The organism is Pedobacter folensis (genome assembly GCF_056490665.1).
In genome coordinates this window covers 434,115-458,870 of the sequence record NZ_JBWJIF010000002.1, presented here as the reverse complement: position 1 = coordinate 458,870, position 24,756 = coordinate 434,115, and the positions used below count along the sequence as shown (strand labels likewise).

Annotated in this window: 23 protein-coding genes; 11 read left to right on the top strand and 12 right to left on the bottom strand. The window is 38.7% G+C overall.

Going from position 1 to position 24,756, the window contains the following annotated elements:
• Positions 1–141: 141 nt before the first annotated feature.
• The 3 genes from AC04QZ_RS10550 (at position 142) to AC04QZ_RS10540 (ending at position 2,675) form a co-directional block, all read left to right on the top strand.
• Positions 142–735: a YceI family protein gene (locus AC04QZ_RS10550; protein ID WP_478357736.1), complete on the top strand. Its 594-nt coding sequence runs from the start codon at positions 142–144 to the stop codon at positions 733–735.
• Between the two features lie 156 nt (positions 736–891).
• Positions 892–1,659: a 4,5-DOPA-extradiol-dioxygenase gene (gene ygiD / locus AC04QZ_RS10545; RefSeq protein ID WP_478357735.1), complete on the top strand. Its 768-nt coding sequence runs from the start codon at positions 892–894 to the stop codon at positions 1,657–1,659.
• Between the two features lie 296 nt (positions 1,660–1,955).
• Complete coding sequence (locus AC04QZ_RS10540; protein WP_478357734.1) at positions 1,956–2,675, top strand: heavy-metal-associated domain-containing protein; 720 nt, start codon at positions 1,956–1,958, stop codon at positions 2,673–2,675.
• Position 2,676: 1 nt separating this feature from the next.
• On the opposite strand, the gene AC04QZ_RS10535 is transcribed toward AC04QZ_RS10540, so the two are convergent.
• The 6 genes from AC04QZ_RS10535 to AC04QZ_RS10510 all read right to left on the bottom strand — a co-directional run bounded on the left by AC04QZ_RS10535 (position 2,677) and on the right by AC04QZ_RS10510 (position 7,306).
• On the bottom strand, positions 2,677–3,090 hold the full coding sequence (locus AC04QZ_RS10535; protein WP_307524535.1) for a type II toxin-antitoxin system VapC family toxin: 414 nt from the start codon (positions 3,088–3,090) through the stop codon (positions 2,677–2,679).
• The gene (locus AC04QZ_RS10530; protein ID WP_478357733.1) at positions 3,087–3,326 is read right to left on the bottom strand and encodes a DUF6364 family protein; all 240 of its coding nucleotides are present in this window, start codon (positions 3,324–3,326) and stop codon (positions 3,087–3,089) included. Before AC04QZ_RS10530 ends, AC04QZ_RS10535 begins: the two co-directional genes overlap by 4 nt.
• A 91-nt stretch (positions 3,327–3,417) precedes the next feature.
• Complete coding sequence (locus tag AC04QZ_RS10525; protein ID WP_478357732.1) at positions 3,418–4,023, bottom strand: DUF6265 family protein; 606 nt, start codon at positions 4,021–4,023, stop codon at positions 3,418–3,420.
• 25 nt (positions 4,024–4,048) lie between these two features.
• Complete coding sequence (locus AC04QZ_RS10520) at positions 4,049–5,209, bottom strand: hypothetical protein (RefSeq protein WP_478357731.1); 1,161 nt, start codon at positions 5,207–5,209, stop codon at positions 4,049–4,051.
• A gap of 27 nt (positions 5,210–5,236) precedes the next feature.
• On the bottom strand, positions 5,237–5,791 hold the full coding sequence (locus AC04QZ_RS10515) for a YfiT family bacillithiol transferase (protein WP_478357730.1): 555 nt from the start codon (positions 5,789–5,791) through the stop codon (positions 5,237–5,239).
• Between the two features lie 117 nt (positions 5,792–5,908).
• A complete protein-coding gene (locus AC04QZ_RS10510) occupies positions 5,909–7,306 on the bottom strand; it encodes an aldehyde dehydrogenase family protein (RefSeq protein ID WP_478357729.1) in 1,398 nt (465 codons plus the stop codon).
• A 188-nt stretch (positions 7,307–7,494) separates the two neighbouring features.
• On the opposite strand from AC04QZ_RS10510, the gene AC04QZ_RS10505 reads away from it, so the two are divergent.
• From AC04QZ_RS10505 to AC04QZ_RS10485, 5 genes are all read left to right on the top strand, one after another.
• Positions 7,495–8,682 carry a hypothetical protein gene (locus AC04QZ_RS10505; RefSeq protein ID WP_478357728.1) on the top strand — a complete coding sequence of 396 codons (1,188 nt, stop codon included), beginning with the start codon at positions 7,495–7,497 and terminating at the stop codon, positions 8,680–8,682.
• 180 nt (positions 8,683–8,862) lie between these two features.
• Positions 8,863–11,247: a S9 family peptidase gene (locus AC04QZ_RS10500; protein WP_478357727.1), complete on the top strand. Its 2,385-nt coding sequence runs from the start codon at positions 8,863–8,865 to the stop codon at positions 11,245–11,247.
• A gap of 407 nt (positions 11,248–11,654) precedes the next feature.
• Positions 11,655–12,287: a peroxiredoxin gene (locus tag AC04QZ_RS10495; RefSeq protein WP_025141704.1), complete on the top strand. Its 633-nt coding sequence runs from the start codon at positions 11,655–11,657 to the stop codon at positions 12,285–12,287.
• 14 nt (positions 12,288–12,301) lie between these two features.
• Positions 12,302–12,610 (top strand): thioredoxin family protein, encoded by a 309-nt coding sequence (locus AC04QZ_RS10490; protein WP_478357725.1) that lies wholly within the window; start codon positions 12,302–12,304, stop codon positions 12,608–12,610.
• On the top strand, positions 12,610–12,858 hold the full coding sequence (locus AC04QZ_RS10485; RefSeq protein ID WP_010599336.1) for a DUF6952 family protein: 249 nt from the start codon (positions 12,610–12,612) through the stop codon (positions 12,856–12,858). Before AC04QZ_RS10490 ends, AC04QZ_RS10485 begins: the two co-directional genes overlap by 1 nt.
• Positions 12,859–13,155: 297 nt before the next feature.
• Here the strand turns inward: AC04QZ_RS10485 and AC04QZ_RS10480 are convergent, their stop codons facing one another.
• The 5 genes from AC04QZ_RS10480 to AC04QZ_RS10460 form a co-directional block, all read right to left on the bottom strand.
• Entirely contained in the window at positions 13,156–15,741 is a 2,586-nt protein-coding gene (locus tag AC04QZ_RS10480; protein WP_478357724.1) for a phosphoenolpyruvate carboxylase, read from the bottom strand.
• A 262-nt stretch (positions 15,742–16,003) separates the two neighbouring features.
• Entirely contained in the window at positions 16,004–17,551 is a 1,548-nt protein-coding gene (locus tag AC04QZ_RS10475; protein ID WP_086548503.1) for a DHA2 family efflux MFS transporter permease subunit, read from the bottom strand.
• Positions 17,552–17,559: 8 nt separating this feature from the next.
• Positions 17,560–18,639: an HlyD family secretion protein gene (locus tag AC04QZ_RS10470; protein WP_478357723.1), complete on the bottom strand. Its 1,080-nt coding sequence runs from the start codon at positions 18,637–18,639 to the stop codon at positions 17,560–17,562.
• 8 nt (positions 18,640–18,647) lie between these two features.
• A complete protein-coding gene (locus tag AC04QZ_RS10465; protein ID WP_478357722.1) occupies positions 18,648–19,967 on the bottom strand; it encodes a TolC family protein in 1,320 nt (439 codons plus the stop codon).
• Positions 19,964–20,590: a TetR/AcrR family transcriptional regulator gene (locus AC04QZ_RS10460; RefSeq protein WP_086548500.1), complete on the bottom strand. Its 627-nt coding sequence runs from the start codon at positions 20,588–20,590 to the stop codon at positions 19,964–19,966. The genes AC04QZ_RS10465 and AC04QZ_RS10460 overlap by 4 nt, the downstream gene beginning before the upstream one ends.
• A 180-nt stretch (positions 20,591–20,770) precedes the next feature.
• Here AC04QZ_RS10460 and AC04QZ_RS10455 point away from each other — a divergent pair, with 180 nt between their 5' ends.
• The 3 genes from AC04QZ_RS10455 (at position 20,771) to AC04QZ_RS10445 (ending at position 24,174) form a co-directional block, all read left to right on the top strand.
• Positions 20,771–23,212 (top strand): bifunctional glycoside hydrolase family 9 protein/polysaccharide deacetylase, encoded by a 2,442-nt coding sequence (locus AC04QZ_RS10455; protein ID WP_478357721.1) that lies wholly within the window; start codon positions 20,771–20,773, stop codon positions 23,210–23,212.
• 72 nt (positions 23,213–23,284) lie between these two features.
• On the top strand, positions 23,285–23,470 hold the full coding sequence (locus AC04QZ_RS10450) for a hypothetical protein (protein ID WP_025141696.1): 186 nt from the start codon (positions 23,285–23,287) through the stop codon (positions 23,468–23,470).
• 134 nt (positions 23,471–23,604) lie between these two features.
• The gene (locus AC04QZ_RS10445; RefSeq protein WP_086549466.1) at positions 23,605–24,174 is read left to right on the top strand and encodes a DUF2911 domain-containing protein; all 570 of its coding nucleotides are present in this window, start codon (positions 23,605–23,607) and stop codon (positions 24,172–24,174) included.
• Positions 24,175–24,268: 94 nt separating this feature from the next.
• On the opposite strand, the gene AC04QZ_RS10440 is transcribed toward AC04QZ_RS10445, so the two are convergent.
• Positions 24,269–24,733 carry a nuclear transport factor 2 family protein gene (locus AC04QZ_RS10440; RefSeq protein ID WP_145954291.1) on the bottom strand — a complete coding sequence of 155 codons (465 nt, stop codon included), beginning with the start codon at positions 24,731–24,733 and terminating at the stop codon, positions 24,269–24,271.
• Positions 24,734–24,756 lie beyond the last annotated feature (23 nt).

Genomic DNA, 24,756 nt, shown 5'->3' with positions numbered 1-24,756 from the left:
ATAAATCAAGACTAACCGATTGATTCTGTGATAACTTTGTGCTTAAATAAATTTACTAGGTATGAAACCATCATGATTTTTCAAACCACATTGGTGAAAAATCTGATAGCTTCATCACAGTTAAAACTAAATTATAAACTGATGAAAAAATTATTCTTATTTCTGATCGCTACCTCAATCAGTGTGGCATCATTTGCACAAACCAGCTGGAAAATAGATCCGATGCACTCGTTTGTTAATTTTTCGGTTAAACACATGGGCATTTCTTTCGTTGACGGTTCTTTTAAAAAATTCGATGGAACGGTTACCGCTTCGAAACCAGATTTAACGGATGCTAAAATCAACTTTACTGTTGATGTAAACAGCATTACTACGGGTGTTGACATGAGGGATGGTCATTTAAAGACTGATGATTTTTTTAATGTAGAGAAATTTCCTACAATGAAGTTCGAAAGTACATCATTTAAAAAAAGACCAACTAAATCTCCGAAGCAGGTCAGTAATATTTACATTTTAAGTGGAAAATTAACCATCCGCGATGTAACCAAAGATGTAAAATTTGTCGTGGTTTACGGCGGCACAGCTAAAGATCAACAAGGTAATACCAAAGCCGGATTTGGGGCGACTACAACCATTAACCGTTTAGATTATAATATCAAATATGATCCAACAGGTGCTGGTGTGGCTAAAGATGTTGCCATTACATTAAACCTGGAGTTTGTTCAAGCTAAATAATATCGGCATTCCGGGCTTGACCCGGAATCTTTCTCATTAGATCCTGAAACAAGTTCAGGAGGACGATTATTTAAATTTATATAGACCAACCACAACATGATGTCTGCACTGTCACAATTCAGGAACTTCACTCAGCGTTTGCCTCAAACGGATTTAATGCCAGCACTTTTTATTGGTCATGGCTCGCCAATGAACGGTATCGAGAACAATGAGTTTAGCCAGAGTTGGGCAGAACTGGCCAAGAATATCCCTGTTCCAAAAGCAGTGCTGGTGGTATCGGCACATTGGTACACTCATGGTACTTTTGTTACCGCGATGGATTTTCCAGGCACCATCCACGATTTTGGGGGCTTCCCACAAGCGCTTTTCGATGTTCAATATCCTGCGCCCGGCGATCCAAAGCTGGCCGCTGAAATACCAAATTTAATCCATTCCACTCCTGTGGGTTTAGACCACGATTGGGGTTTGGACCATGGTACCTGGACAGTTGTTAAACATATGTACCCTAACGCAGATATTCCTGTTTTACAACTCAGCATCGATTATACCAAATCTCCTGAGCAGCATTACGAAATTGCTAAAGAAATTTATGCCCTCCGCAAAAAAGGGATATTGGTTATCGGTAGCGGAAATATGGTACACAACCTGCGCATGTTAAGCTGGGAAATGATTAATGGCGGCGGTTACGATTGGGCAATAGAGATGAACGATAAGTTTAAAAATTTAATTGCAAACGGCGATCATCAACCTTTAATTAATTATCGAAACCTGGGTACCGATGCGATGCTGGCCATCCCTACCCCAGAGCATTATTTACCATTAATTTATACGCTTGGCATGAAAAACGATAAAGAAGAAGTTTCTTTCTTTAATGACAAAGCGGTTGGCGGTTCGTTAACCATGACCTCGGTTTTGGTGGGATAAGCAGGGGTTTAGGGTTTAGGGTTTAGGGTTTAGGGTTTAGGGTTTAGGGTTTAGGGAGGAACAGATCGTTACAGAACTTGTTTTTACCTGAACCTTAATTTTCTTAACTCCTTAATGATGAAAAACGAAATAACGCTCTCTATCATAGAGAAAGGGAGCATGCGTAGACTTCTTGGTTTTGCTCGAAACGACGATTATTCACAGCATGTCAGTACATAAAATTCTATAAAACTTTATGATTATTCTGTAACGCTTATGGCCCTATGAAGCGGTAAATTTGTATAAAGATTTTAATCATGACACACACCTATCAACTCACCGGCATGACCTGTGGCGGTTGCGAAAATAAAGTAAAAAGTAATCTGCTCGTTTTACCAGATGTAACCGCTGTCGAAGTTTCGAAAGACACCAATTCGGCTACCATTAGTATGGATAAACACATCAGCTTAGATACACTTCAACAAGCCCTGGGCGGATCAGATAGTAAATATCAGATTTCTGCAGCCCATCACAACGAAACATTAGAAGAAGCAAAATCGTGGGCCGAAACTTATAAACCCATTTTATTAATTTTTGGATACGTTACCGCCATATCACTTGTCGTTTCCTGGCAGGGAAACAGCATTAATTTTATGGTATTTATGCGCATATTCATGGCCGGATTCTTCCTTACCTTCTCTTTCTTTAAAATGCTTAACCTGAAAGCTTTTGCAGAAAGTTATGCCATGTACGACATTGTTGCTAAAAAATTCAACGCATGGGGTTATATCTATGCTTTTATCGAGCTTGGATTAGGATTGTCTTTTGCTTTAAACTTATCGCCTGCCGCTGTAAATTGGGTTACGCTGGTTGTAATGACAATAAGCATCCTTGGTGTTTTGGAAAGTGTTTTAAATAAGAAAAAGATTCAGTGCGCCTGTTTGGGTGCTGTGTTTAACCTGCCCATGAGCACCGTAACCATTGTTGAGGATGCGATCATGATTGCGATGAGTGCAGCCATGCTGATTTTGATGTAAGCTATATTTTTGTAAGCAGTTCATCTGGTGGAAAAACTGGAATTTCAGAATCTTTGAAATCTTTAATGTTTCGGGTAACAATGTAATCCAGTTTTTCAATATTATAAGCGCAAAGCATTTGAAGCGCATCTTCAAAATCCTTATGTTTTGACTTCAAACCTTTCTTAATAATATCTTGATCAATTGCAATAATCTGAATATAGTATAGAACGTTATAGATTACATCCCTTAATTTTTTTTCTTCTAGATGTTTCTTAAGCAGATAATGCGTTGTTGCGATTGAATGAGAGGAGGTAAATAATTGCACCTCATTTCGCTCAGCTCTTTCAAAAATTTCAATAGCAAATTTACTGAAAGGCTTTCTATCGGCAATTAAATCAACGATGATATTGGTATCAACAAAAATCTTTTTCATAGATGTTTGCCTTCAAAATAATCACGAAGTTCAGTCTCTTCGTCAAAATCATCAGGTAGTTTCACCGCTCCTACAATACCTCTTAACTTTGATGAAACAATAGTCTCCTCATCAAGTGTTATAGTTTCTAAATACTTTTCAACCAGTTCGGACAAACTTCTCCCTGTATGCTTTGCATAGGACTTAGCCTTTTCGATAGTCGATTTTTGCACAGTTAAGGTTAATTTCGTTGTCATTACACGTGTGATTTATTCAAATATACGTATTATAACCTAAAAGATCAAAAAGGTTACTTTGTTGCAATTTTATTAATCCATTCAATATAAACTATTGCCGCTTATACTTAAATTCCGATTTCCTGCTTTTACCATTAAGCTCGCCTTCAATCCAGGCGAGCATTTCAGCTTTGCCCTGATCTTGATAGACTATTCGCTGTGGAAAATCGTGCGTTTTATTTTCGAAAATATAGATTTTATCCTTGGTCGAGATCAATTTGAAACAAGTCTCTTTTCCTCCGTTCTGTCCGGTTACAGTTGAACAATAAAAAGTCTCTTTTCCGATCTTTCTGATCTGAAGGCTTTCTGTAAGCAAACTATCGCCCTTAGCATTTATTCGATAGCTTTTGCCGTTCAGGGTTTTATCCGGATTTTGAATCCATTGTTCGACAATTTTTCCCTTCGGCGTTTGCATTTCCCACGAGCCTAGTACAAAAGCAAAAGTTTTTGATGGCGCCTTTTGCGCTTGCGCATGAGTGCAAAAGCAAATCAGGATTAGCATCGCGAAACTGAAGTGGGTTCTTTTCATTTTATGTTTACGGCTTGCCAAGATAGCGATTTCAGCAAAAATCTTCATAAAGAAGAACAAAACCCACCACTTTGGCGTGGTGTTGTTATCAGCTGGCGTTTCGTCTGCTTTGTGTTTGCTTTTTGTCATTAGCCTGAAATCAAATATGTAGTTTTTATTTATATTGCTCAATAAGTCTCGTTACTTCCTTGTCAAAATTTATATTACTTATTGAAATTAATTCGTTCAAAGTTTTAAAAAAATTGTCGTCACCTTTACCACAACTAATAAGCTTCTTGATACCTTCTATTCCTTTTTTTCTTTCTACTTCATCACAAAGTAAACTTGAAATAGTGGATCTTACAGAAACTTCAATCGGTAAATGTGTGAATATTTTTGTGTTTTTGTTGAATAGTTCCAGTAAACTAATCTTAGGATTCTCTTTTAAATAAGATTTCAACTGCTGAACTAATTCTTTCTGTTCTATCATTGCTCCATTTCTATTTGTGTAATAAGCATTTCCCCAGCTGTAAGCAATTCCTTCCTCAACGGTATGATTTCTTTTTGATTCTCCTCTTATCTTAGAAGAGTAGTAATGAAAAGTATCATGAGAGAAGTCTTCACTATTCATTGTTGAAAAAATAGTGTTAGCGTCAACACCATAGCCATTCTTATATTTTCCATTTGACTCTAAATCGTATTCATAACCTAACAATTTTAAAATTATCTGATAATTTGCACATAAATAGAAATTAAATTTTTCAGGGATTACACTTAACTTGTTTGCTATAATTGTGTTTTTAGAATTAAATTTATTTGCCACGTCAAGATTTAATTTGTCTTGGAAGTAATATGTTATATTTCCAATTTTTTGTGTTTTCCAATTCTTAGTTAAATAGTTTAATGGTATTGAAAATATAATCCTATCGTGTTCATTTTTTGCAATAAGATTAACAATAACTTTTAATACAGGAGTTTCATTTGGCTTACTGCCGATGTAGGCAATTGAAATAGAATATTCATTCGCAGAAATGGGATAGAGATTAATTAATTGTTTTTTATAAAGACTGTTTATACTATCACTATTTTCATAATCTCGCAATGAGTTGATAATGGAGAGATTTAATAAATAATTATTTTTATCAATTAAACTGGTGTCTGTTTTACCCCTAATACTTGTCAACAAAGACTCCAACGAGTTTGTAATTCTTGTTTTTAAAGATTCTTCAATCTCATAATTCAAAAAAGAAGGTTTTGTTATTAGATGCTGTGCAGTAGCTTGAAGTGTTGCAAGAATTAAAAGACCAAATGTGAGAAATTTTGTCATTTGTTTCATATTGTATGTGCCTTTTAAATGTCAAAGCTAATGATTGTCGTGTCGGCCTTCACGTTTAGTGGTAATAGTTATATTTGTAATGTGTGTCAAATGGTGTTTTCCGTGCCAGGCATACATACCCAGCATATTTGCTAAGCTAAGTTCTTTTCCCAGGGCAGGATGAATATATTTCCTTTGGTAATCTTCTGGTTTTAATGTTTTCAAAAAAGCTACCCAGCGCTGGTGCAACGCTGCTAATAAATCAATAGAAAGTTTAATATCTCCGCCCTTTGCTTCCCCTGTTTCGGCCCAGCGTTCTTCGTAATATGGCCTGATTACTGGAATATCTTCGGTAATGGCTTGTTTAAAACGGATGTAGGCATTAATGTGGCTATCAGGAATGTGGTGCACCACCTGCCTTAAGGTCCATCCCTCAGGGCGGTAAGTTTGATTTAATTCCTCATCAGTTAAGTTTTCTGTCGCATTTTTAAGCTGCCCGGGCAAAGCCTCAATTTCCGAAATCCAGGTATCAATCTGTTTTTGATCGAAAATTTCAGGCATAGAGAACTGACCGATGGGGTATTTAAGCTTTTCTAAATCCATAATACCAAAATAAGGAGAATTATCGATTTTATTCCAGAAATAAATAGTTGGAAAGTTACAAGTTGAAAGGTTGTAAAGTTGAGTTAACTTTCAAACGTTCCAACATTAAAACACTAACTACATCAATTTCTTCAGCCACTTCAACAAACCCATTTTTGATGCATATGGTGGATAAATCATTTTGGTTAAACCCAATTTTGACTGAAAAACCACGGCCCTTTCGTGCGAAAAAGTTTTGAAGCCGAAAATACCATGGCAACTGCCTATACCGCTATTGTTAACCCCACCAAAAGGCAAATCCGGATTGCCAATATGAACGAGCACATCATTCACACAGGTTCCACCGGCACTGGTCTCGCTGATGATTTTATTCTGGTTTGCAGGACTATCTGAAAAAATATACAGCGCCAATGGTTTCGCTTTCCGGTTTACAACATCGATGGCATCCTGCAAGTTTTGATAGGTAATAACCGGCAAAACAGGGCCAAAAATTTCTTCCTGCATAATTGCACTACTTTCAGCTACCGAAGTTAAAAGCGTTGGTGTAATGGTTAAATCTTTTTCGTCCGATTTTCCGCCAAAAGCCAATACTGCACCATCGCGAAGGGCTTCTTCAATCAATTTATTTAAGCGCTGAAACTGTTTTATATTGATGATTTTAGCATAATCATTTTTGTCGATTTCTGCTTTATAGAAGAACATTTTTTGAACTGCTGCCTGATAGTACATTTCAAAATCAGCCGAAATGTTTTCTTTAATCAATACATAATCTGGCGCTATACAGGTTTGGCCGGCATTAACCAATTTACCCCAGGCAATTTTCGCTGCTGCTTTTTTTAGATCGCAGGTTTCATCTACAATCGCTGGTGATTTCCCCCCAAGCTCTAAGGTAACTGAGGTAAGATTTTTTGCAGCAGCTTCCATCACCACCTTACCTATTGCAGTACTTCCTGTAAAAAAGAGATGATCGAAAGGAAGTTTTAACAGTGCGGTAGAAACTTCAGCATCGCCTTCAAAACAGGCAATTTCTTCTGCCTCAAAAGTATTTGAAATCAATTTACTGATCACGTACGCCGTGGCGGCACTCAGTTCAGAGGGTTTCAGGATTACGCAATTCCCTGCGGCTATTGCCGAAACCAATGGGCTCATGATTAACTGCAATGGGTAATTCCAGGGTGCAATAATCAGGCAAACACCTTTGGGTTCGTAATAAATTTTGTTACTGGCGAAAAAATTACTCAGGGTTCTGCCGGCCGATTTTGGTTTCATCCAGCCCAGCAATTTTTTTATAGCATGATCTATTTCTGCGTAGGTGAAAAACAGTTCGGTTACTGCAGTTTCGAAACGATTTTTACGCAAATCAGCTTCTAATGCCGCATATATCTCTTCTTCGGCTTTTTCTAAAGCTTGCTTCAGTAATTTTAATTTTCCAATACGGGTTTTAGCATCGGTTTTGCGCAGCTCGAATTTGTGTTTTTGCTGTAAATCGAAAACTGATTTTATCTGTTCTTCCATAATTAACAAACGTTCACAATTTTTACCATATAAACAATTTAAGGAAATATAAGCTTGGTGAGGTAATATGAAAATTAAATGCTTAATCGAGCGGGTTATAATTGTGAGTTAAATTTAGTTAAAATGCATGCATTTCATTAAAAATTCATTCATTTAAAGCATATTGCAGCAAATTTTAATATTCAAAGATGAAAAGATTGTTTTTTGTTTTCGCATTCATAATTCCCCTGGTTATACATGCCCAAACCCTAAAAACAGATGTGCTGGTTATTGGCAGTGGTGATGCCGCCTATGCCGCATCTTTTCAATCGTTCAAATCGGGTGTTAAAACCATTCTCCTCACGCAAAAAGAACAACTTGATCTTAAGAAAGTTGCTGAGGGCAAGCCTGAAACAGCGACTACTTTCTATCAGGTTTTTTTAAAAAGGGAAATTGAAAATGAAAAAAGTTTGGCGGCTCCAAAACCAAAAGCAGATAAAAAGAAGCCGGTAAAAGTGACAGTAGATAGTACGCTGCTATTGAATGTAATCAACAACACGCCTTACACCGAAATTAAACGGTCAGGCAGTGGCTGGGAAGTGAAACTCACGAAAGACAAAAGTGTTAAGGCAAAAATTCTCGTACTAGCTGATAGTCCTGAAAAATTAATAGCAGCATTAAAAATTACAAGCTTAAATCCTGCTGCTTCCAACCAGTTAAATTATAACGAAAACCTGTACAGAACCTCAATAGCCAGTATTTCTTCAAATGGTGCAGGTTTTCTATCCTTGTATAACTTACTCCTCCCAAATCAGGAAAACCTTTTATATATTCCTGCCAATCAGTTTGAAATCGGACCTGCGGCTGGTGCAACCGCTGCTTATGCGGCTTTTTTCGATACGAAAACCAGCTTATCAAACCTAAAAAGGATTCAGGGCGAACTGCTCAGCTACAAACATGCGTTGATGCCTTTTGAAGATGTAAAAGTGATCGATTCTAATTGGTTAGCGATTCAAAAAGTTGGTGTAACGGGCATTCTTAAGGCCGAAATAAAACAAAATAAGGCCTATTTCAATCCGGAAAAAGAGGTTACCTATGATGAAATTAAGCAGCCGATAAAAGATTATTATTACAAGGCACAGATCTGGTTTGATGACCATCAAAAGACTGCCATCACGCTAGAAAATACCATTGGCATGATTTGTTATGTGGGTAATAAATCGGTTGAGGCAACCAAAACGGAGCTGCAAAAAAAATGGAACAAAAATTACAAGTTCGTTGCTAAATACGATCTTAAAAAGGTATTAACCAGACGAGAATTTGCAGTAATCATCAACGAGTACCTCGAACCTTTTGATAAAGTGAATGTAGATAGAACCGGACAGGTAATCCGTTAACCTCACCCTATGTAAGTTAATGCAGCTACTTCTGTATTTCGTGTCCCTCTCCTCAAGGAGAGGGAATGAACAGCCTTTGCAATAAAGCATACCGTTCATAGGGTGAGGTTGTTGTAACATTTCCATTTCCTGCTAAAATTAGCGTGTCCATTCCCTAAATTGCAGCCAAACCTAAAATTCATGAAGAAATATTTACTTTTCCTTTTGCTTTGCACGGGCGAATATGCTTTTGCACAGCAATTAGCGCCTTTAACCGTTGAGAAGATCATGCGCGATCCAAAGTGGATGGGCGTTGCACCAACTAATTTCCGCTGGACTGCAGATAGCAAAACCCTTTACTTTAACTGGAACCCTGAAAATAAAGCTAAAGAAGAATTATTCAAAGTTTCAGCAACCTCTACCAAACCCGTTAAAGCGGCAGAAAAGGAAGATGAAAAGCTTTTAAGTTTAAACTACACCTATAATACTGATCGCTCGCTTGGTTTAATCGAAAAAAGCGGCGATATCTACTTACAGAATTTCAAAAGTAATAAAGAAACCCGTTTAACCAGTACACAGGAAAGAGAAAGTAGCCCGCTCTTTTTAACCAATGGAAATATTGTTTATCAATTGGGCGATAATTTATTCGAAGTTGATCTAAAATCAGCTGAAACCAAACAATTAACCAATTTTATTAAAGGTAAAAAAGCCGGAAGACCAGAAAGCAAACCAGTTACCGAACAGGACAAATGGCTGAAAGCACAGCAGACTGAACTGTTCGATATCATTAAAAAGAGAAATGCTGAAACCAGAAACAGTTCGCGGGCGGGAAGAGGCCGTTCTGGTGCAGCCGCCGGGGATACCAAACCATTAAAAGAACTTTATACCGAAGATAAATTTTTAAATGGCGTAAGCATTAGTCCGGATGGGCGCTTCATTACGTATAAGCTCACCACTCCGGCGCAGAATAACCACGGGACTATTGTTCCAAACTATATTACTTCTTCGGGCTATACTGAAGATATTGCGGGAAGAACCAAGGTTGGCGAAAACGAAAATGTCTCACAGGGTTTTATATACGATACCCAACGAGATACCCTCTATAATATTCAAACATCAACCATTCCAGGGATTAAAGACCTGCCTGATTACCTAAAAGATTACCCAAAAGAACTGGATACCCTAAAAAAGAAAAATGCAGATCGGCCTGTAAATTTTTTCGGTCCGCTTTGGAATGATAATGGGAGTACGGCAATTGTTGTCGCAGCTTCTACCGACAATAAAGACCGCTGGATTTTAAAGCTAGATGCCTTAACTGGTAAATTTTCTTTAATAGATCGTCAGCGCGATGAAGCCTGGATTGGTGGGCCTGGCATTAGTGGCTTTTACCAGGGCAATACCGGATGGATCGATAACAACCGTTTCTATTACCAAAGCGAAGCTACAGGATATTCTCACCTTTATATGGCCAATATTGCCTCTGGCGATAAGAAACAACTTACCTCTGGCAAATGGGAGGTACAATCTGTTCAACTTTCTAAAGACAAGAGTACATTTTATCTTAAGACAAATAAAGAGCATCCCGGGATTACAAATTTTTATAAAATCAATGTAAACGGTGGTGAACTTGTTCAGATTACTACCATGAAAGGTTTGAATGAGATTACCCTCTCTCCTGATGAAAAATACATAGCCATCAATTATTCCTTTATGGATAAACCTGGTGAGTTGTATCTTCAGCCGAATAAGGTGGGTGCCAAAGCGGAGAAAATCACGCAATCTACCTCTGCCGAATTCAATTCTTATAAATGGCGTCAACCGGATATGGTGAGCTTTAAAAACCGTTATGGTGCTGATGTATATGCGCGGGTTTATAAATCAGATAATCCGCATCCAAACCATCCTGCTGTAGTTTTTGTCCACGGTGCAGGTTATCTTCAAAACGTTCACTTTGGCTGGAGCACTTACTTCCGCGAGTTTATGTTCAATAATTTACTGGCTGATAATGGCTACACAGTAATCGATATCGATTATACCGGAAGTTCTGGTTATGGCCGCGATCACCGCACAGGCATTTACCGCCACATGGGTGGAAAAGATCTAACCGACCAGGTGGATGGCGTTAAGTTTCTGGTTGAAAAATATGGTGTTAATCCTCAGCATGTTGGTTTATATGGCGGCTCTTATGGTGGTTTTATTACCTTGATGGCCATGTTTAACGAATCAGATGTTTTTGCAAGCGGCGCCGCTTTACGTTCGGTTACCGATTGGGCACATTATAACCATGGTTATACTTCAAACATCTTAAACGAACCATTTAACGATCCGATTGCCTACAAAAGAAGTTCCCCTATCTATTTCGCCGATAAGTTAAAAGGCAACCTGTTAATGGCACACGGAATGGTTGATGTGAATGTTCATTTTCAGGATATTGTTCGCATTAGCCAACGTTTTATAGAGCTAGGCAAAAACAATTGGGAACTCGCCGTTTACCCTGTTGAAGATCACGGCTTTATTGAGCCCAGCAGCTGGACAGATGAGTATAAAAGGATATTTAAACTGTATGAGAATACGTTGAAGAAGTAACCTCCCCCAACCCCTCCTTGAGGAGGGGAGCTGGACACTACCATAAAGACTTCCTGATTAAGTTATTCGGGTTCTAATCACCTACTCCCCTCCTGTTTTAGGAAGGGGGTGGGTCATAAAGCGCCAGATATAATACTACCCCAATAACCACTGGTTTTTGTTAAATAAACCCGACAGCAGTGATTCCGATTCTTCATCGGAAGTAACGGATGGCGGGACTGCAGACGTTAAAAGCATCCCTCATTCATTTCCAAAACCTCTGAATAGAAGCCGACTATACATCCTAAACACAATATAGTTTTCATCTATATCGTTATCAATAAATACAATTAACAATTAGTGAATCGGGGTTGATTGACATCAGTTTTAGCCTTACCTTTGCAGCACAAAATTAAAGACAAAAAATTATGGCAATAGTAGGTAAAAAATTCCCGAGTGTTAGTATTGATGCAATGTCAGACATGGGTGATGACTTGAAAATCAATGTATTTGAAGAAGCTGTAAACAAAAATAGCAAAGTGTTATTGTTCTGGTATCCAAAAGATTTTACTTTCGTTTGCCCTACAGAATTACACGCTTTCCAAGCTGCTTTACCTGAGTTTGAAAAAAGAAATACAATTGTAATTGGTGCATCTTGCGATACGAACGAAGTTCACTTCGCATGGTTAAATACACCGAAAGATAACGGCGGTATTGAAGGTGTTACTTATCCAATCTTAGCAGATACACACAGACAACTATCTGGCATCTTAGATATTTTAGATCAGGAAGTTAACTACGATGAAGAAGGAAATGAATCTTTCTCAGGATCAAATGTTTCTTTCAGAGCGACTTATTTAATCGACGAAACTGGTAAAGTTTTCCACGAAAGTGTTAACGATATGCCACTAGGTAGAAACGTTAAAGAATATTTACGTTTAATCGATGCTTATGCGCACGTTCAAAAACATGGCGAAGTTTGTCCTGCAAACTGGGAAGAAGGAAAAGAAGCGATGAACGCAAACAGAACTGGCGTAGCTGAATATTTAGCTGCTAACTAATTAAATAAAACGTTATGTTTTTAGAATTAACAGAAGATAATCTTCAACAATATTTAGCCGATAACCCTAAGGTAATGGTTCAGTATGCTGCATCCTGGTGCGGAAACTGCCGGATCATGAAACCGAAGTTTAAAAAACTGGCTTCAGAAAATGAAGATGTAGCTTTCTTGATTGTTGATGCCGAAAAACTTCCAAACTCACGCAAATTTGCAAACGTTGATAATTTACCAACTTTCGCAGCTTTTGAAGGCGGTAGCTTGGTAGATCAGGTGCAAACCAACAAAGCAGAAGGTTTAATTGAACTATTTAACAAGATAAAGTAATGAAGATTCCGGTTATAAGACAATTATTTCAAAACACCACTCCGGCACAACTAGAGACAACCCTTGAGGTTTTAGAGGCTTTCTGTGAGTTTAGAGGGGTTAGCGAACACGAAGTTGATGTTGCAGGCGAAATGATTACCAATATTTGCGGTGCCTTAGAAGTACACCAGATGGTAAGCGAAGGTGCTGCCGAAAAGGATGCATTAAATGCTTTCGGACAAAAGGTAATGGGTTCGATTGATCGGTAATCGTCTTAAAGCTTAATCTGGCTTTTTCGAAATATAAAATCCCTCGTAGATGTAAAATTTACGAGGGATTTTTGTTTGTTTTTTTACTTCTCGTCATGCTGAATTTATTTTACAAGTAGAAATAGTATTTTCAATTGCCTTGTAGCTACTACGTGGTCAGCATCTTTCCTGCTATTAAGACCCTGAACTGAATTCAGGGTGACGCCCGAATATTTCTAACAAAAAAAGGTCTGTGAGGACACAGACCTTGGAGAGTATATTTTAACCTGTAAGGTTTAATATAGTTTGTAGATTGGGCTAAGCTAAATTCCTTCCGGCATTTACAATACCAAATACCGTTCTTACCGCTAGCTTTTCTAAAGCCTGCTGGTCTTTCTCGTTCTGATCATGTTGCAGTTTCTCTAAAGCAAAATGCTGAATCAATACCAGTGGTAAAATAATCTTTTCGCGGGTGGCGATTGATTTTTTATCTACCGGATAGTTCGCCATTAATGTTGGCTGTCCGGAGAGTTTTAAAAGCATCTCCTTCGCTAATTCGAATTCGTTGTGTAGTTGAGTCCAAAAAGCACCAAATTCTTTATCTGCGGCCAAATGCGCCGTAATGGTAAAGTCAGATTTGCTCATACTCATCATACAGTTATCTACAATGGTTTTCAGGTAATCAGAGTCCTGGTAAACTTTAGCTACCTTATCCCAGTTTCCTGCCTTTTCCTGGTTTTTCAAAGCGGTTCCCATTCCATAAAAACCAGGAACGTTTTGTTTCAGCATACTCCATGCAGTAACAAAACTAATGGCCCTTAAATCTTCGAGTTTCATCTCACCCCCACCATTTCTTTTTACCGGACGACTACTAATGTTCGCCTGCGACAAAAGTTTTAAAGGAGACAATTTTTCTAAATAACTCACAAATAACGGGTGCTCACGCAAATCGACAAAAGCCTTATAACTTTCTTCAGCCATCTCATCAAGCAGGGTTTTATTTTCAGGATCTAAAAGAATATTGTGTTTCTCTTTCAATCCAGAGGTTAATCCGGCATTGATTAATTGTTCGATATTAAATTCTGCACTTTCTACTGATCCGTATTGAGAGCTAATTGTCTGTCCCTGAACGGTTAACTGCATGTTTTTATTGGCAATTTCTTTACCCATTGAAGCGTAAAAACGGTGTGTTTTACCTCCGCCACGTGCAGGCGGTCCTCCACGGCCATCAAAAAAGGCCAATTGAATATTATGTTTTGCAGCAACAGCCGATAGAGAGGTTTTTCCGTTAAAAATAGACCAGTTGGCCATTAAATAACCACCATCTTTGGTACTGTCAGAATAACCAAGCATAATATGCTGTTTATTTCCACGGCTGGCCAAATGTGCTTTATAAAATGGGTTACTATAAAGCGTTTCCATAATTGCCGCTGCTCCCTTTAAATCGTTAACCGTTTCAAAAAGCGGCACAAAATCAATCGTTAAGGATTCTTTACTCCAGCCATTCCAAAGGAAAAGCTCAATCAATTGCAAAATATCGCTTGCCTGCTGGCAATTACTGATAATAAAACGGTGACAGGCTTTTTCGCCATTACGGCTTTGAATGCCTTTAATTTCTTTGATTACTTCGATTGTATCCTTTGTCAGGGCATCGGGTTCGCTTGCGTAAACAATGGTTGCCTCTTTAAAAGAAATTAAAGCTAATTTCTCCGCTTCTGATAGCTTATCATAATCAGCAGGATATAAAGAAGATATTGGTTTATTGGCGCGGCAGTAAGCATGTACATTCCTCAGGACACGGCTATCCTGACGGATATCGAGTGAAGCGAAGTAGTTGCCATATAAATCTATTTTACGGATCAGATCGTTAACCAAATCAACAAATAAACCATCGTGTTCGGCCAGCAATGTTTCCTTAATTTTATTCAGATTGTCCCTTAACTCGTTAGAAATATCATGGAGTTCGCAAGTTTGATCGAAAGCATTCAGATACAATACATCATGCAGTTTTGCGATATTCTCTTCAACGCCTCTAAAAGTAATGCGGCGTTTAATTACCCTGAAATCGCGGTAATAACAGCGGAACAGGATCTGGCGCAACATTTTAGAAACCTCCAGGGTGGTATCGGCATGGATGTTCGGATTTCCATCTCTATCACCTCCTGGCCAAAAACCCAGCTCTAAAATTTTCTTGGTTTCCAGGTTGTATTCATCCAGGTTCTGATCGATCTCTTCCTGTATGTTCGCCGCAGCAAAGTAAAATGTATTCTCCAAAAACCAGGCAAGGTTTAAGGCCTCATCAACCGGTGTTGGCGATTTTTTATTAAAAAACGGCGTTTTACCCAATTGCTGCAAAAGCGAATTCATCGAAGTAAGGTCGTTATCACGAATGGCCTTGGTTAAATCGGTAATAATGGCCAAAACACTTCCCGGGTAAAACTGGGTTGGGTGTGCAGTTAGAACCAAACGAAGCGAAAGCTCATCAATCAATTTCTCAATTTTTGATAACATGGGTTTGTTATCGGCATTCTTTTTTAAGATGAATGCCAGTGTACTCTGCTCATCAGTCGTATTGAGTTTGGTAAAAGAAGCATCTTCTACGGCATCAAAAAGTACCACCTGACGTTCGATATACTGGATAAAACGAAAGAGCAGGTCGACAATATCTTTGCGCTCGGTATAACTGGTATATTTGGCGAAAAATTCTTCGATAATCTGTGCAGGTTTTTCTCCGTTTGCAATGCCTTCTTCACAACTCTTAAAAAATAGCGGAAGCAGGGTTCCGGTGTCTTTAATTTTGTAAAAAGGCAAGGTGAGAAATAAACTGTTAAATAGTTCGAATTTTGAGATGACCTCATTATTAAAAATAGATTCTCGTTGCGTAGTTAAACGAAGTTTAGGCATAGCTTATGCAATAGTTTTGTATACCGTAATACTACAAAAAATGCATAAGGTATTAAAATTCTAAGGCTTACAATTTGGAAAATTGTAGAATAAATTTTAATTTTAGAATCTTATTTGGCCACTGTGTGGTTAAGTAAGAACATTTGCAATGTTTAAGGGCATTGCATTGATTGTTAATTTTTTGGGTTAAAACAGCCGATGTAATAAAATACACCGGCTGTTTTTGTTTTTTGCCATTTTTTATGGCATTTCTTTGCAAATTTTAGTGCACATCGGCAGGAATGTTTGCATTTTTCTTAAACTTTTGAAGATACAGCAGTGGAATGGAGAACAACATGATCAATCCTGCAACCCAATATGCATCGTCATAAGTAAGCAACATGGTTTGTCGGGTGACAATTCCTTCCATCGCTTTTGCAGCCATAATTTTAGCATCGAACAGCGTTTGTCCTTTTGCCATAAAACCTTTGATTAAACCGTTAAAACGATCAACAAATGGCTGGTTATAATCATTCACATTCGACAATAAAACGCTTCTGTGGAAACCTGAACGAATGTGGATTAACGTCGTTAACGCAGCGATACCAAATGAACCGCCCAACTGGCGCATCATATTGTTCAAACCTGAACCCTGGCCAATTTCTGGTCCTTTCAGATCCTGGATGGCCAATGTTGTTAATGGCACAAATAATAAGGCCATACCCACACCCCTGATAACCAATGGCCAGAAGAAATCGCCGGTTCCTGATTGTAGCGTCGAATTGCTCAACATCCAACAGAAAATAAAGAATGCAAGCATCCCGAACGTAGCCATAATTTGAGCCGGAACACCTTTTTTAAGCATAATACCAATAAAAGGCATCATGACAATGGTACACAAACCACCCGGAAATAAGATTTCTCCGGTTTGCAAAGGCGAAAATCCTAACAAATTCTGACAGAATACCGGAAATACGAATACGGAACCATATAAACCAAAACCTAAAATAAAGGAGGTAAACATACCCACAGAGAAACTTCTGTGTCTCATAATTTTAAAGTTCACAATCGGGTGGTCGGTGGTCATCTCTCTCCAAATGAAGAGCAACAAACCAAATACCGATGCAACAGCCAATGCGGTAATGTATGGTGTAGCAAACCAGTCTTCACTCTCGCCTTTTTCCAATAAGGTTTGTAAACTACCTACTGCAATAGCCAATAATGCGATACCCCACCAATCGACAGGTTGCCCCTGCCCTGATTTCGGGGTTGCCCGAACAAAGGTGTACGTACAGTAGGCCGCGAGTATTCCGACGGGAATATTCACATAAAAGATCCAGGGCCACGAACTGATTTCCAAAATATATCCACCAATGGTTGGGCCTACAGTTGGTCCAACTACTGCACCCAGACCAAACAAGGCGGTTGCAATACCCACATCTTCACGTGGCCAGGTTTCAATTAAAATAGCTTGCGCTGTTGATATTAAACCACCACCGGCCAAACCCTGAATAATCCTGAATAAAATAAGCTCGTTCAATGACGTGGCGTTTCCACATAAAAAGGAAACCAATGTAAAAACGATGATGGAGGTAAGAAAATAATTTTTCCTGCCGAATCGGTTACCTAACCAGCCCGACATTGGCAATACGATAACGTTCGCTACCGCATAGCCGGTAGAAAGCCAGGCCACATCCTCAAGGGTTGCGCCCAGGTTTCCCTGTATTTGTGGAATTGCCACGTTTACGATAGTCGTATCAATCAGCTCCAATAAAGAAGCTGTGATTACCGTAAACGTAATAATCCACTTTTTTAAACCTACTTCGGCCATTTTAAATATTATTTAGTAGATACTGATGCTTTAACGCTCATTCCTGGGCGCAACTTAGCCAACAGTTCTTTTGATGGATGGATTTTGATTTTTACCGGAACGCGTTGAACAACTTTAACAAAGTTACCGGTCGCATTATCAGGAGGTAATAAAGATCCTTTTGCACCAGTAATTGGCGAGAAATTATATACTTCACCATGGATTTTTTCGTCTGGATAAGCATCAACCTCGATCTCAACTTTAGAACCTTCTTTAATTTTCTCTAACTGTGTTTCTTTAAAGTTTGCGGTTACATAAATGCTTCCGTCATTCACGATAGAGAATAAAGATTGACCAGCCTGAACCAATTGTCCTTTTTGAACATTCTTTTTAGATACAATACCGGTTGCAGGGGCTTTGATATCGGTATAGGATAATTGAAGCTTTGCAAAATCGATATCGCTTTGACGCTGGCTGATTACATTGCTGCTCACCGCTAACTGCGATTGCGTAGTACCAACCTGTTTAACCGCAGCATTGTATTGATCTTGCGCTGCGCGGTATGCTGCCAGGGCAGATTGTCTTGCTGCTTCTGCAGACTCCTTATTTGCTTTAGCCTGATCGAAAGCCTGTTGTGTGATCGAACCGTCTTTCACCAGGTTTTCATAACGGTTATAATCTTTCTGCGCTAAATTTACTTTAACATTTGCAGCCTGAACATTTGATTTTGCGGCATCAACGTTCGCTTTTGCAGTACCTGTATTGGCCTGGGTAGCCACAATTTGCGATTCAGCCACACCAACACCTGCGCTTGCCCCTTTCTGACCAGATTGTGCCTGTTCTAATTTAACTTTATAATCGTTGTCATCAAGTTTCACTAAAATCTGTCCTTCAGTGACGTGTGTATTTTCTTCAAAACTGATATCCTTTACATAACCGCCAACACGTGCAACAACCGGACTGATATCACCATCAATCTGCGCATCATCCGTATCTACGTGTTTGCTATAATAATTCCATTCTGTAATCCCGAAGATTATGCCTATTACTAGTAAAACGCCTAAAATGATGGGTACTACTATGTTCTTTTTTTTCTTTTCAGTTGTCATTGCTGTATTTATTGCGTTATTTTTCCTGTTGATTTTAGTAGGGTATAGTAAGCCAAACCTGCGTCTGCTTTAGCTATCTCTAAGTTTATTTTTGCCTGGTACAATAAAGTTTCTGCATCGATACGATCGGTAACCGAAGCCACATTGTTTTTGTATTTAGATGCCAATAACTTATCGTTTTCGGTCGCCTGGGCAATTGAAGTTTCCAATACCTGGATTTTGTTCATCGCCACCTGGTAACCCTGGAAGTTTTTGTTGATATCTGTTTTTACCTGATCAGATAAGATATCTTTCTGAATGGTAATCGCACTTTGCTGAATTTTCGCTTCACTTACCTTGTTTTTGTTTGTCCAAAGGTTGCCGAAATTCCAGGAAACGGTTGCACCTAATGTAACAGGCATTAAATATTGGTTTGTTGGCGGGATAAAATTGCCACTTGGGTTAATGTAATATAAGTTAGCACCAACACCAACGGTAGGCAGCATATTTGCTTTAATGGTTTTAATGTTAAAATCGGCAACTTTGTTTTGCACATCAAGTTGTTTTAACTCCTGGCGGTTAGCCATTGCCTGACCAATGTATTCGTTTAATGAGCCCGGCGTTTTTAAGCCAGCGGTTGGATCAACAATTTTAACTTCGGTATCTTCTGGTAAACCCAAAAGGATATCTAAATTGTAGTTGATCACTTTACGGTTACTCTCGATATCCATTTGTGTTAGCGTAACATTTGCCTGTTGCAATTGGAAACGCAACACATCGTTTTTGGTTACAATGCCTTGTTCGAAGAAACGTTGTGCCTGTTTAATCTGTGCAGCAATTGATTCTAAATTCTGATCAACCACTTTTCTGCTCTGCAACACTTTGTACAAAGCATAATAGGTATTGATTACTGCATAAGTGATTTCTTCCTTGCTTTTATCGGCATCTAAACGTGCCACATCAGCCAATAACTTTGTCGATTCTTTTGCGTATCTTAATTTACCACCACCGTACACCAATTCCTGCACTGCTGCAGTTCCGACGAAAGCATCGGCTCTTTTAGGCAGGTGGAAAGAAGACTCGCTACCTGGTAATGTAAAAGTAGTGGTGGGTATTTCAGCGTGGTTGTACATAAAACTTGCATTTGCTGTTGGCAAAACATTGTCTTTTACAACTTCAAGCTGCGCTACCGCCTGATCGATTTTATTTTGGGAAAGTTTTAAGTTTTTACTATTGGCTATGCCGAGTTCTATTGCCTGATTGATATTTAATTCCTTCGCACTTTGTGCAAATAAGGCTGCAGGAATTAATGATGCCACAAGCATTAATCTAATTGATTTTGGGATCATTTTTTTGTTGTTAAATAAACGGTTGTTAGATCTTGTAAGTGAGCGATTGCCCGGTCTCTGATAATTTTTTTGTCTTTCGGATTGTTCAGATCGAAGTTAGAACAAGGCATTACCTTATTAGGCGCAATAACGATATTGGTAATGGTACCCATAATCGTCGCAATTACCATCCGTACATCTACTTTGTTAAAACTACCATCTTCAATTCCACCGGTAATAATGCGATCGATCAGCTGCATATTATGACTCATGGCATCTTTAATCTTATCGTACATTTCAGGCCTTTGGGTTAAAGAAAGTTCCCGGTGCATCATTTTATGGAATGCCGTGTTATTCAGGATTCTGTTTACGTATCCTTCTATCACCCTGTGCAATTTTTCCAATGCCGAAATCTTATCCTCATTGATGATTTTTAACTGAGAGGCAAAGCTTGCAATACGCTCGTTCATGATCTCTACAAAAACCCCTTCTTTAGAACCGAAATAATAATTTATCATCGCCATATTCGCTCCAGATTCTTTAGCAATCTGGCGGGTAGAAGTTCCCTCATACCCGGTCTCGCAGAACAGCTTTTCTGCTGCCTCAAGAATGGCCTGTCTTTTATCTACTTTTTCTGTTTTCATTTCTTTTTTGACGACACAAAATTAATCAAACGATTGATTAATTTCCAAATGTTTACCTACTTCTTTTACATTATCTTGATAAAACCCTAATTTTAAATGAAATAATCATCTATCATAATGAAAAATAAGTTCTTCCTGGCCTTAACCTTCTCGTTTGTCTTATGCTTATTATGTTCATTTATGGCTGTCCAGCGAAAATTTCAACAAAGCTGGATCAGGATTAATTTGCTGGGTTACCCCACTGAAAGCACTAAAGTTGCCGTGTGGGCAAGCAAAACGGGTGAGCTACCTGCCAAATTTGAGATCATCACAAAAGAGACCAACCAGGTGGTTTATACCTCAACCAATATTAAAAGTTTTGGCCATTATGGTCCTTTTAGCCAAACTGCCCGATTAAATTTCAGTGATTTTAAAAGTAAAGGGCGTTTTTACCTTAGGGCAAATGGTATTCTTTCTCCCCTATTGCTCATTAATAATAACGTTTATGAGGGTGCCGCAGATTTTTGTTTACAATATATGCGCCAGCAACGAAGCGGTTTTAATCCCTACCTGAAAGATAGCTGCCATACGCATGACGGCTTTGTTTTATATGGCGCCAAGGCTGGCCTTAAAGACAGTACACATATTGATGCTTCCGGTGGCTGGCACGATGCAAGTGATTACCTGCAGTATTCAACCACCTCTGCCAATGCGACCTATCATTTATTAATGGCTTATCGCGATTTTCCCAAAGTCTTTAACGATCGGCAGCTGGCCAATGGTTTAGACGGAAAAAACGGAATTGCTGATGTGCTGGACGAAGCAAAATGGGGTTTGGATTGGTTGCTGAAAATGCATCCCCTGAAAAACATCATGTTTAACCAACTGGCCGATGACCGCGATCATATCAGCATGCGGATTCCGAAAGAAGACAGTCAATATGGAAAAGGTTTTGAGCGCCCACTCTATTTTATTACCGGCGAACCGCAGCAACGCGGTAAGTTTATGAATAACACCACCGGAACATCTTCTACAGCCGCTAAATTTACAAGTGCTTTTAATTTGGGCTCGGTTTTATTTAAAGGGCGTGATCGTGCTTACGCCCAAACCCTTGCCAAAAAAGCCAAAACGGCCTATACATTTGCATTACAAAAACCTGGGGTAACACAAACTGCATCCGTAAAGTCGCCATACATTTATGCTGAAGACAATTGGGTTGACGATATGGAACTGGCCGAAACCTCATTCAATTTCGGAAGAGAAAAACCCGATCAAAAGAAAATAAAACTGGCCTTAAACTATGCCCGGCAAGAAAGCACCACACCCTGGCTACAAAAAGACACCGCAGCGCATTATCAATATTATCCATTCATCAACCTTGGTCACTACGAAATTGCCAGGCAAGATTTAAAAGACAGAACAGCTATTAATTATTATCAGGAAGGAATAAAGCAAGTTTGGAACCGCGCAAAAAACAACGCTTTTTACCGTGGTGTTCCTTTTATCTGGTGCAGCAACAATTTAACCGTTTCTTTCGCCATACAATGCCATTGGTATGCAACCTTAAGTGGCGATAAAAGTTATTCCGAGCTTGAACAAGCCAATTTCGACTGGCTTTTTGGGTGTAATCCATGGGGAACGAGTATGGTTTACGGCTTGCCTCAATGGGGAGATACACCAGCAGATCCGCACTCGGCCTTTACCCATTTAAAGAATTATCCCATAAACGGCGGATTGGTTGACGGACCCGTTTACACCAATATTTATAAAGGTTTAATCGGGATCAAACTCAATGATAGTGATGAATATGCTGACTTTCAGAGCGATCTGGCTGTTTACCATGATGATTATGGCGATTATAGCACCAACGAACCCACAATGGATGGAACCGCATCGTTAATCTATTTACTGGCAGCAAAAGAAGCACATGCTCATCCCCTGGCCGACCATAAAACTTACAGCTACGGCGCCAACATCCGGGGCGATTCTACCCAAAAGAAAATCTACCTGGTTTTTACAGGCGACGAATATGCGGATGGCGCTGAAACAATAAGCAAAGTGCTGGCGCAAGAGAAAGTTAAAGCGTCATTTTTTCTTACCGGAAATTTTTATCGGAATCCAAATTTTCATTCATTGATTAAAAAACTAAAGAATGATGGCCATTACCTTGGCCCACATTCTGACCAGCATTTATTGTACTGCGACTGGAATAAACGCGACAGTCTCCTGGTGACCCAAACAGGTTTTGAAACCGATTTAAACAACAATTATCAGGCAATGGCAAATTTTGGGATTAACAAAGAAGCAGCGGGTTATTTTTTGCCCCCCTACGAATGGTATAACCAAACCATCGCCGACTGGACCAAAGCACAGGATCTGCAACTGATTAATTTTACTCCGGGCACACGATCCAACGCCGATTACACTTATCCCGAAATGGGAAAAAGTTATCGATCGAGTGATGAGATATACAGATCGATTACTACTTTTAACGAAACCAAGCCCAATGGTTTAAATGGTTTTATCTTATTGCTGCACATCGGTACTGATGCCCGAAGAACTGATAAATTTTATAACAGGCTGGCCGAATTGATTACTTATCTGAAAAAGGCTGATTATAAATTGGCTAGAATTGATAATTAATTAGAATATTGGGCATAATGACAAATTAAAATTTAAAATAAATATTAACTTTGCCTCCAAATAACAAAAAACATGAGTGTACAAGAGAACAGCAGCAATAATTTCAACTGGTTATATTATGCTTTAGGTTTATTCTTCGGAGTTTTAACTGGAGCAATCATTACGCAAAACTATATTTTCGCTTTGTTAGGTGGTGTTTTAGGTCTGCTAACAGCAGGTTTATTCTTAAACGCTATCGTAAAAGGAAGAAAATACTAGTTTTTAGCCCTTTTATTACCATTAGATCCTTTTAAGGATTAAAAATTAATCCCACAGCAAATGAGGCCATTATGATTTTACGAGAAGCTGTAAAATCATGATTGCTCATCGCTACTGAAAACAAAAACCTACAAATGAAAAATATCTTCATTGTTGTTTTCGCTCTTATTTGTTTTAGCGCAAAGGCCCAACAAGCCCCTACTGCTGAAGTAAAATTTCCTGTTGCAGACCCAAGCCCTGCAGATATTGTTTATTTTCCGCTTAATGCCCCAAAGGCAAAAGCTGGAGATCTAACAAAACCGGTGATAAAGATTGTTTATTCGCGCCCACAGAAAAAAGGACGTGATATTTTTGGCGTTTTAGAACAATACGGAACCGTTTGGCGTTTTGGTGCCAACGAAAGTACAGAAGTTCGTTTCTTCAAAAAAGTAAACATCGGCGGCAAGAAAATCAAAGCAGGCACGTATAGCTTATTCGCTATCCCAAACAAAGATTCCTGGACCATTATTGTAAATAGCGAAACGGATAAATGGGGCGCTTTTACTTACAATCAGGCTAAAGATATTGTTCGTGTAAATGTTCCGGTTAAAACCCTGGCTAAACCGATCGAATATTTCTCGTTAACCTTTACCGAAATTACCGGAGGTGCGAATCTGGTTATTGGCTGGGACAGAACGCAGGTAGAATTACCCATTCATTTTTAAGTCGAAAAGAAAGAAAAATATAAAGTCCCGGTTATGGCCGGGACTTTTTTTGTTTTAAATCGTTTTGTTCTTAATGGAACTTAGGGAATTAATGCTAATTTGAAACCAGCTTTTTAGCTTCGCTTTCGCTGCTGATAAACACTTTATATACCTGAGTAATTTTCCATTCGCCTTCTTTATCTTTTTCCATGATGACAAAGTTTTGTTGTGCGCCATCAAATAATTCGTAATTAATATCTACACGTGCAATTACCAGGGCATCGGTTTCAGAAACAATAGTAGAACTGATATTACAATCGCGCTGAATGACGCCTTCATTTTTCTTCATCTGGTTTAACACATCACTCGCTTTATGTTTAATTACCCTTACATCTCTATTCGAAGTAAAAACAGCATCCTCACTTAAAACAGCTTTTAACTTTTTATAATCAGAGTTCATATAGCTGTCCATATAATAATTGATAACTGATTTATGGCTTGCAGTTGGTTTTTCAGCTGCAAAAACATTATTTGTGATTGTAATACCTAGTAATAAAATCACCAAAGCTTTTAGTCTCATAACTATCTGTGTTTTTTTATTAA

What these genes read in the sequence shown, in the direction of transcription:
- AC04QZ_RS10550 (WP_478357736.1), top strand. Translation starts at nt 142, where the DNA reads ATGAAAAAATTATTCTTATTTCTGATCGCTACCTCAATCAGTGTGGCA.
- ygiD (WP_478357735.1), top strand. Translation starts at nt 892, where the DNA reads ATGCCAGCACTTTTTATTGGTCATGGCTCGCCAATGAACGGTATCGAG.
- AC04QZ_RS10540 (WP_478357734.1), top strand. Translation starts at nt 1,956, where the DNA reads ATGACACACACCTATCAACTCACCGGCATGACCTGTGGCGGTTGCGAA.
- AC04QZ_RS10535 (WP_307524535.1), bottom strand. Translation starts at nt 3,090, where the DNA reads ATGAAAAAGATTTTTGTTGATACCAATATCATCGTTGATTTAATTGCC.
- AC04QZ_RS10530 (WP_478357733.1), bottom strand. Translation starts at nt 3,326, where the DNA reads ATGACAACGAAATTAACCTTAACTGTGCAAAAATCGACTATCGAAAAG.
- AC04QZ_RS10525 (WP_478357732.1), bottom strand. Translation starts at nt 4,023, where the DNA reads ATGACAAAAAGCAAACACAAAGCAGACGAAACGCCAGCTGATAACAAC.
- AC04QZ_RS10520 (WP_478357731.1), bottom strand. Translation starts at nt 5,209, where the DNA reads ATGAAACAAATGACAAAATTTCTCACATTTGGTCTTTTAATTCTTGCA.
- AC04QZ_RS10515 (WP_478357730.1), bottom strand. Translation starts at nt 5,791, where the DNA reads ATGGATTTAGAAAAGCTTAAATACCCCATCGGTCAGTTCTCTATGCCT.
- AC04QZ_RS10510 (WP_478357729.1), bottom strand. Translation starts at nt 7,306, where the DNA reads ATGGAAGAACAGATAAAATCAGTTTTCGATTTACAGCAAAAACACAAA.
- AC04QZ_RS10505 (WP_478357728.1), top strand. Translation starts at nt 7,495, where the DNA reads ATGAAAAGATTGTTTTTTGTTTTCGCATTCATAATTCCCCTGGTTATA.
- AC04QZ_RS10500 (WP_478357727.1), top strand. Translation starts at nt 8,863, where the DNA reads ATGAAGAAATATTTACTTTTCCTTTTGCTTTGCACGGGCGAATATGCT.
- AC04QZ_RS10495 (WP_025141704.1), top strand. Translation starts at nt 11,655, where the DNA reads ATGGCAATAGTAGGTAAAAAATTCCCGAGTGTTAGTATTGATGCAATG.
- AC04QZ_RS10490 (WP_478357725.1), top strand. Translation starts at nt 12,302, where the DNA reads ATGTTTTTAGAATTAACAGAAGATAATCTTCAACAATATTTAGCCGAT.
- AC04QZ_RS10485 (WP_010599336.1), top strand. Translation starts at nt 12,610, where the DNA reads ATGAAGATTCCGGTTATAAGACAATTATTTCAAAACACCACTCCGGCA.
- AC04QZ_RS10480 (WP_478357724.1), bottom strand. Translation starts at nt 15,741, where the DNA reads ATGCCTAAACTTCGTTTAACTACGCAACGAGAATCTATTTTTAATAAT.
- AC04QZ_RS10475 (WP_086548503.1), bottom strand. Translation starts at nt 17,551, where the DNA reads ATGGCCGAAGTAGGTTTAAAAAAGTGGATTATTACGTTTACGGTAATC.
- AC04QZ_RS10470 (WP_478357723.1), bottom strand. Translation starts at nt 18,639, where the DNA reads ATGACAACTGAAAAGAAAAAAAAGAACATAGTAGTACCCATCATTTTA.
- AC04QZ_RS10465 (WP_478357722.1), bottom strand. Translation starts at nt 19,967, where the DNA reads ATGATCCCAAAATCAATTAGATTAATGCTTGTGGCATCATTAATTCCT.
- AC04QZ_RS10460 (WP_086548500.1), bottom strand. Translation starts at nt 20,590, where the DNA reads ATGAAAACAGAAAAAGTAGATAAAAGACAGGCCATTCTTGAGGCAGCA.
- AC04QZ_RS10455 (WP_478357721.1), top strand. Translation starts at nt 20,771, where the DNA reads ATGGCTGTCCAGCGAAAATTTCAACAAAGCTGGATCAGGATTAATTTG.
- AC04QZ_RS10450 (WP_025141696.1), top strand. Translation starts at nt 23,285, where the DNA reads ATGAGTGTACAAGAGAACAGCAGCAATAATTTCAACTGGTTATATTAT.
- AC04QZ_RS10445 (WP_086549466.1), top strand. Translation starts at nt 23,605, where the DNA reads ATGAAAAATATCTTCATTGTTGTTTTCGCTCTTATTTGTTTTAGCGCA.
- AC04QZ_RS10440 (WP_145954291.1), bottom strand. Translation starts at nt 24,733, where the DNA reads ATGAGACTAAAAGCTTTGGTGATTTTATTACTAGGTATTACAATCACA.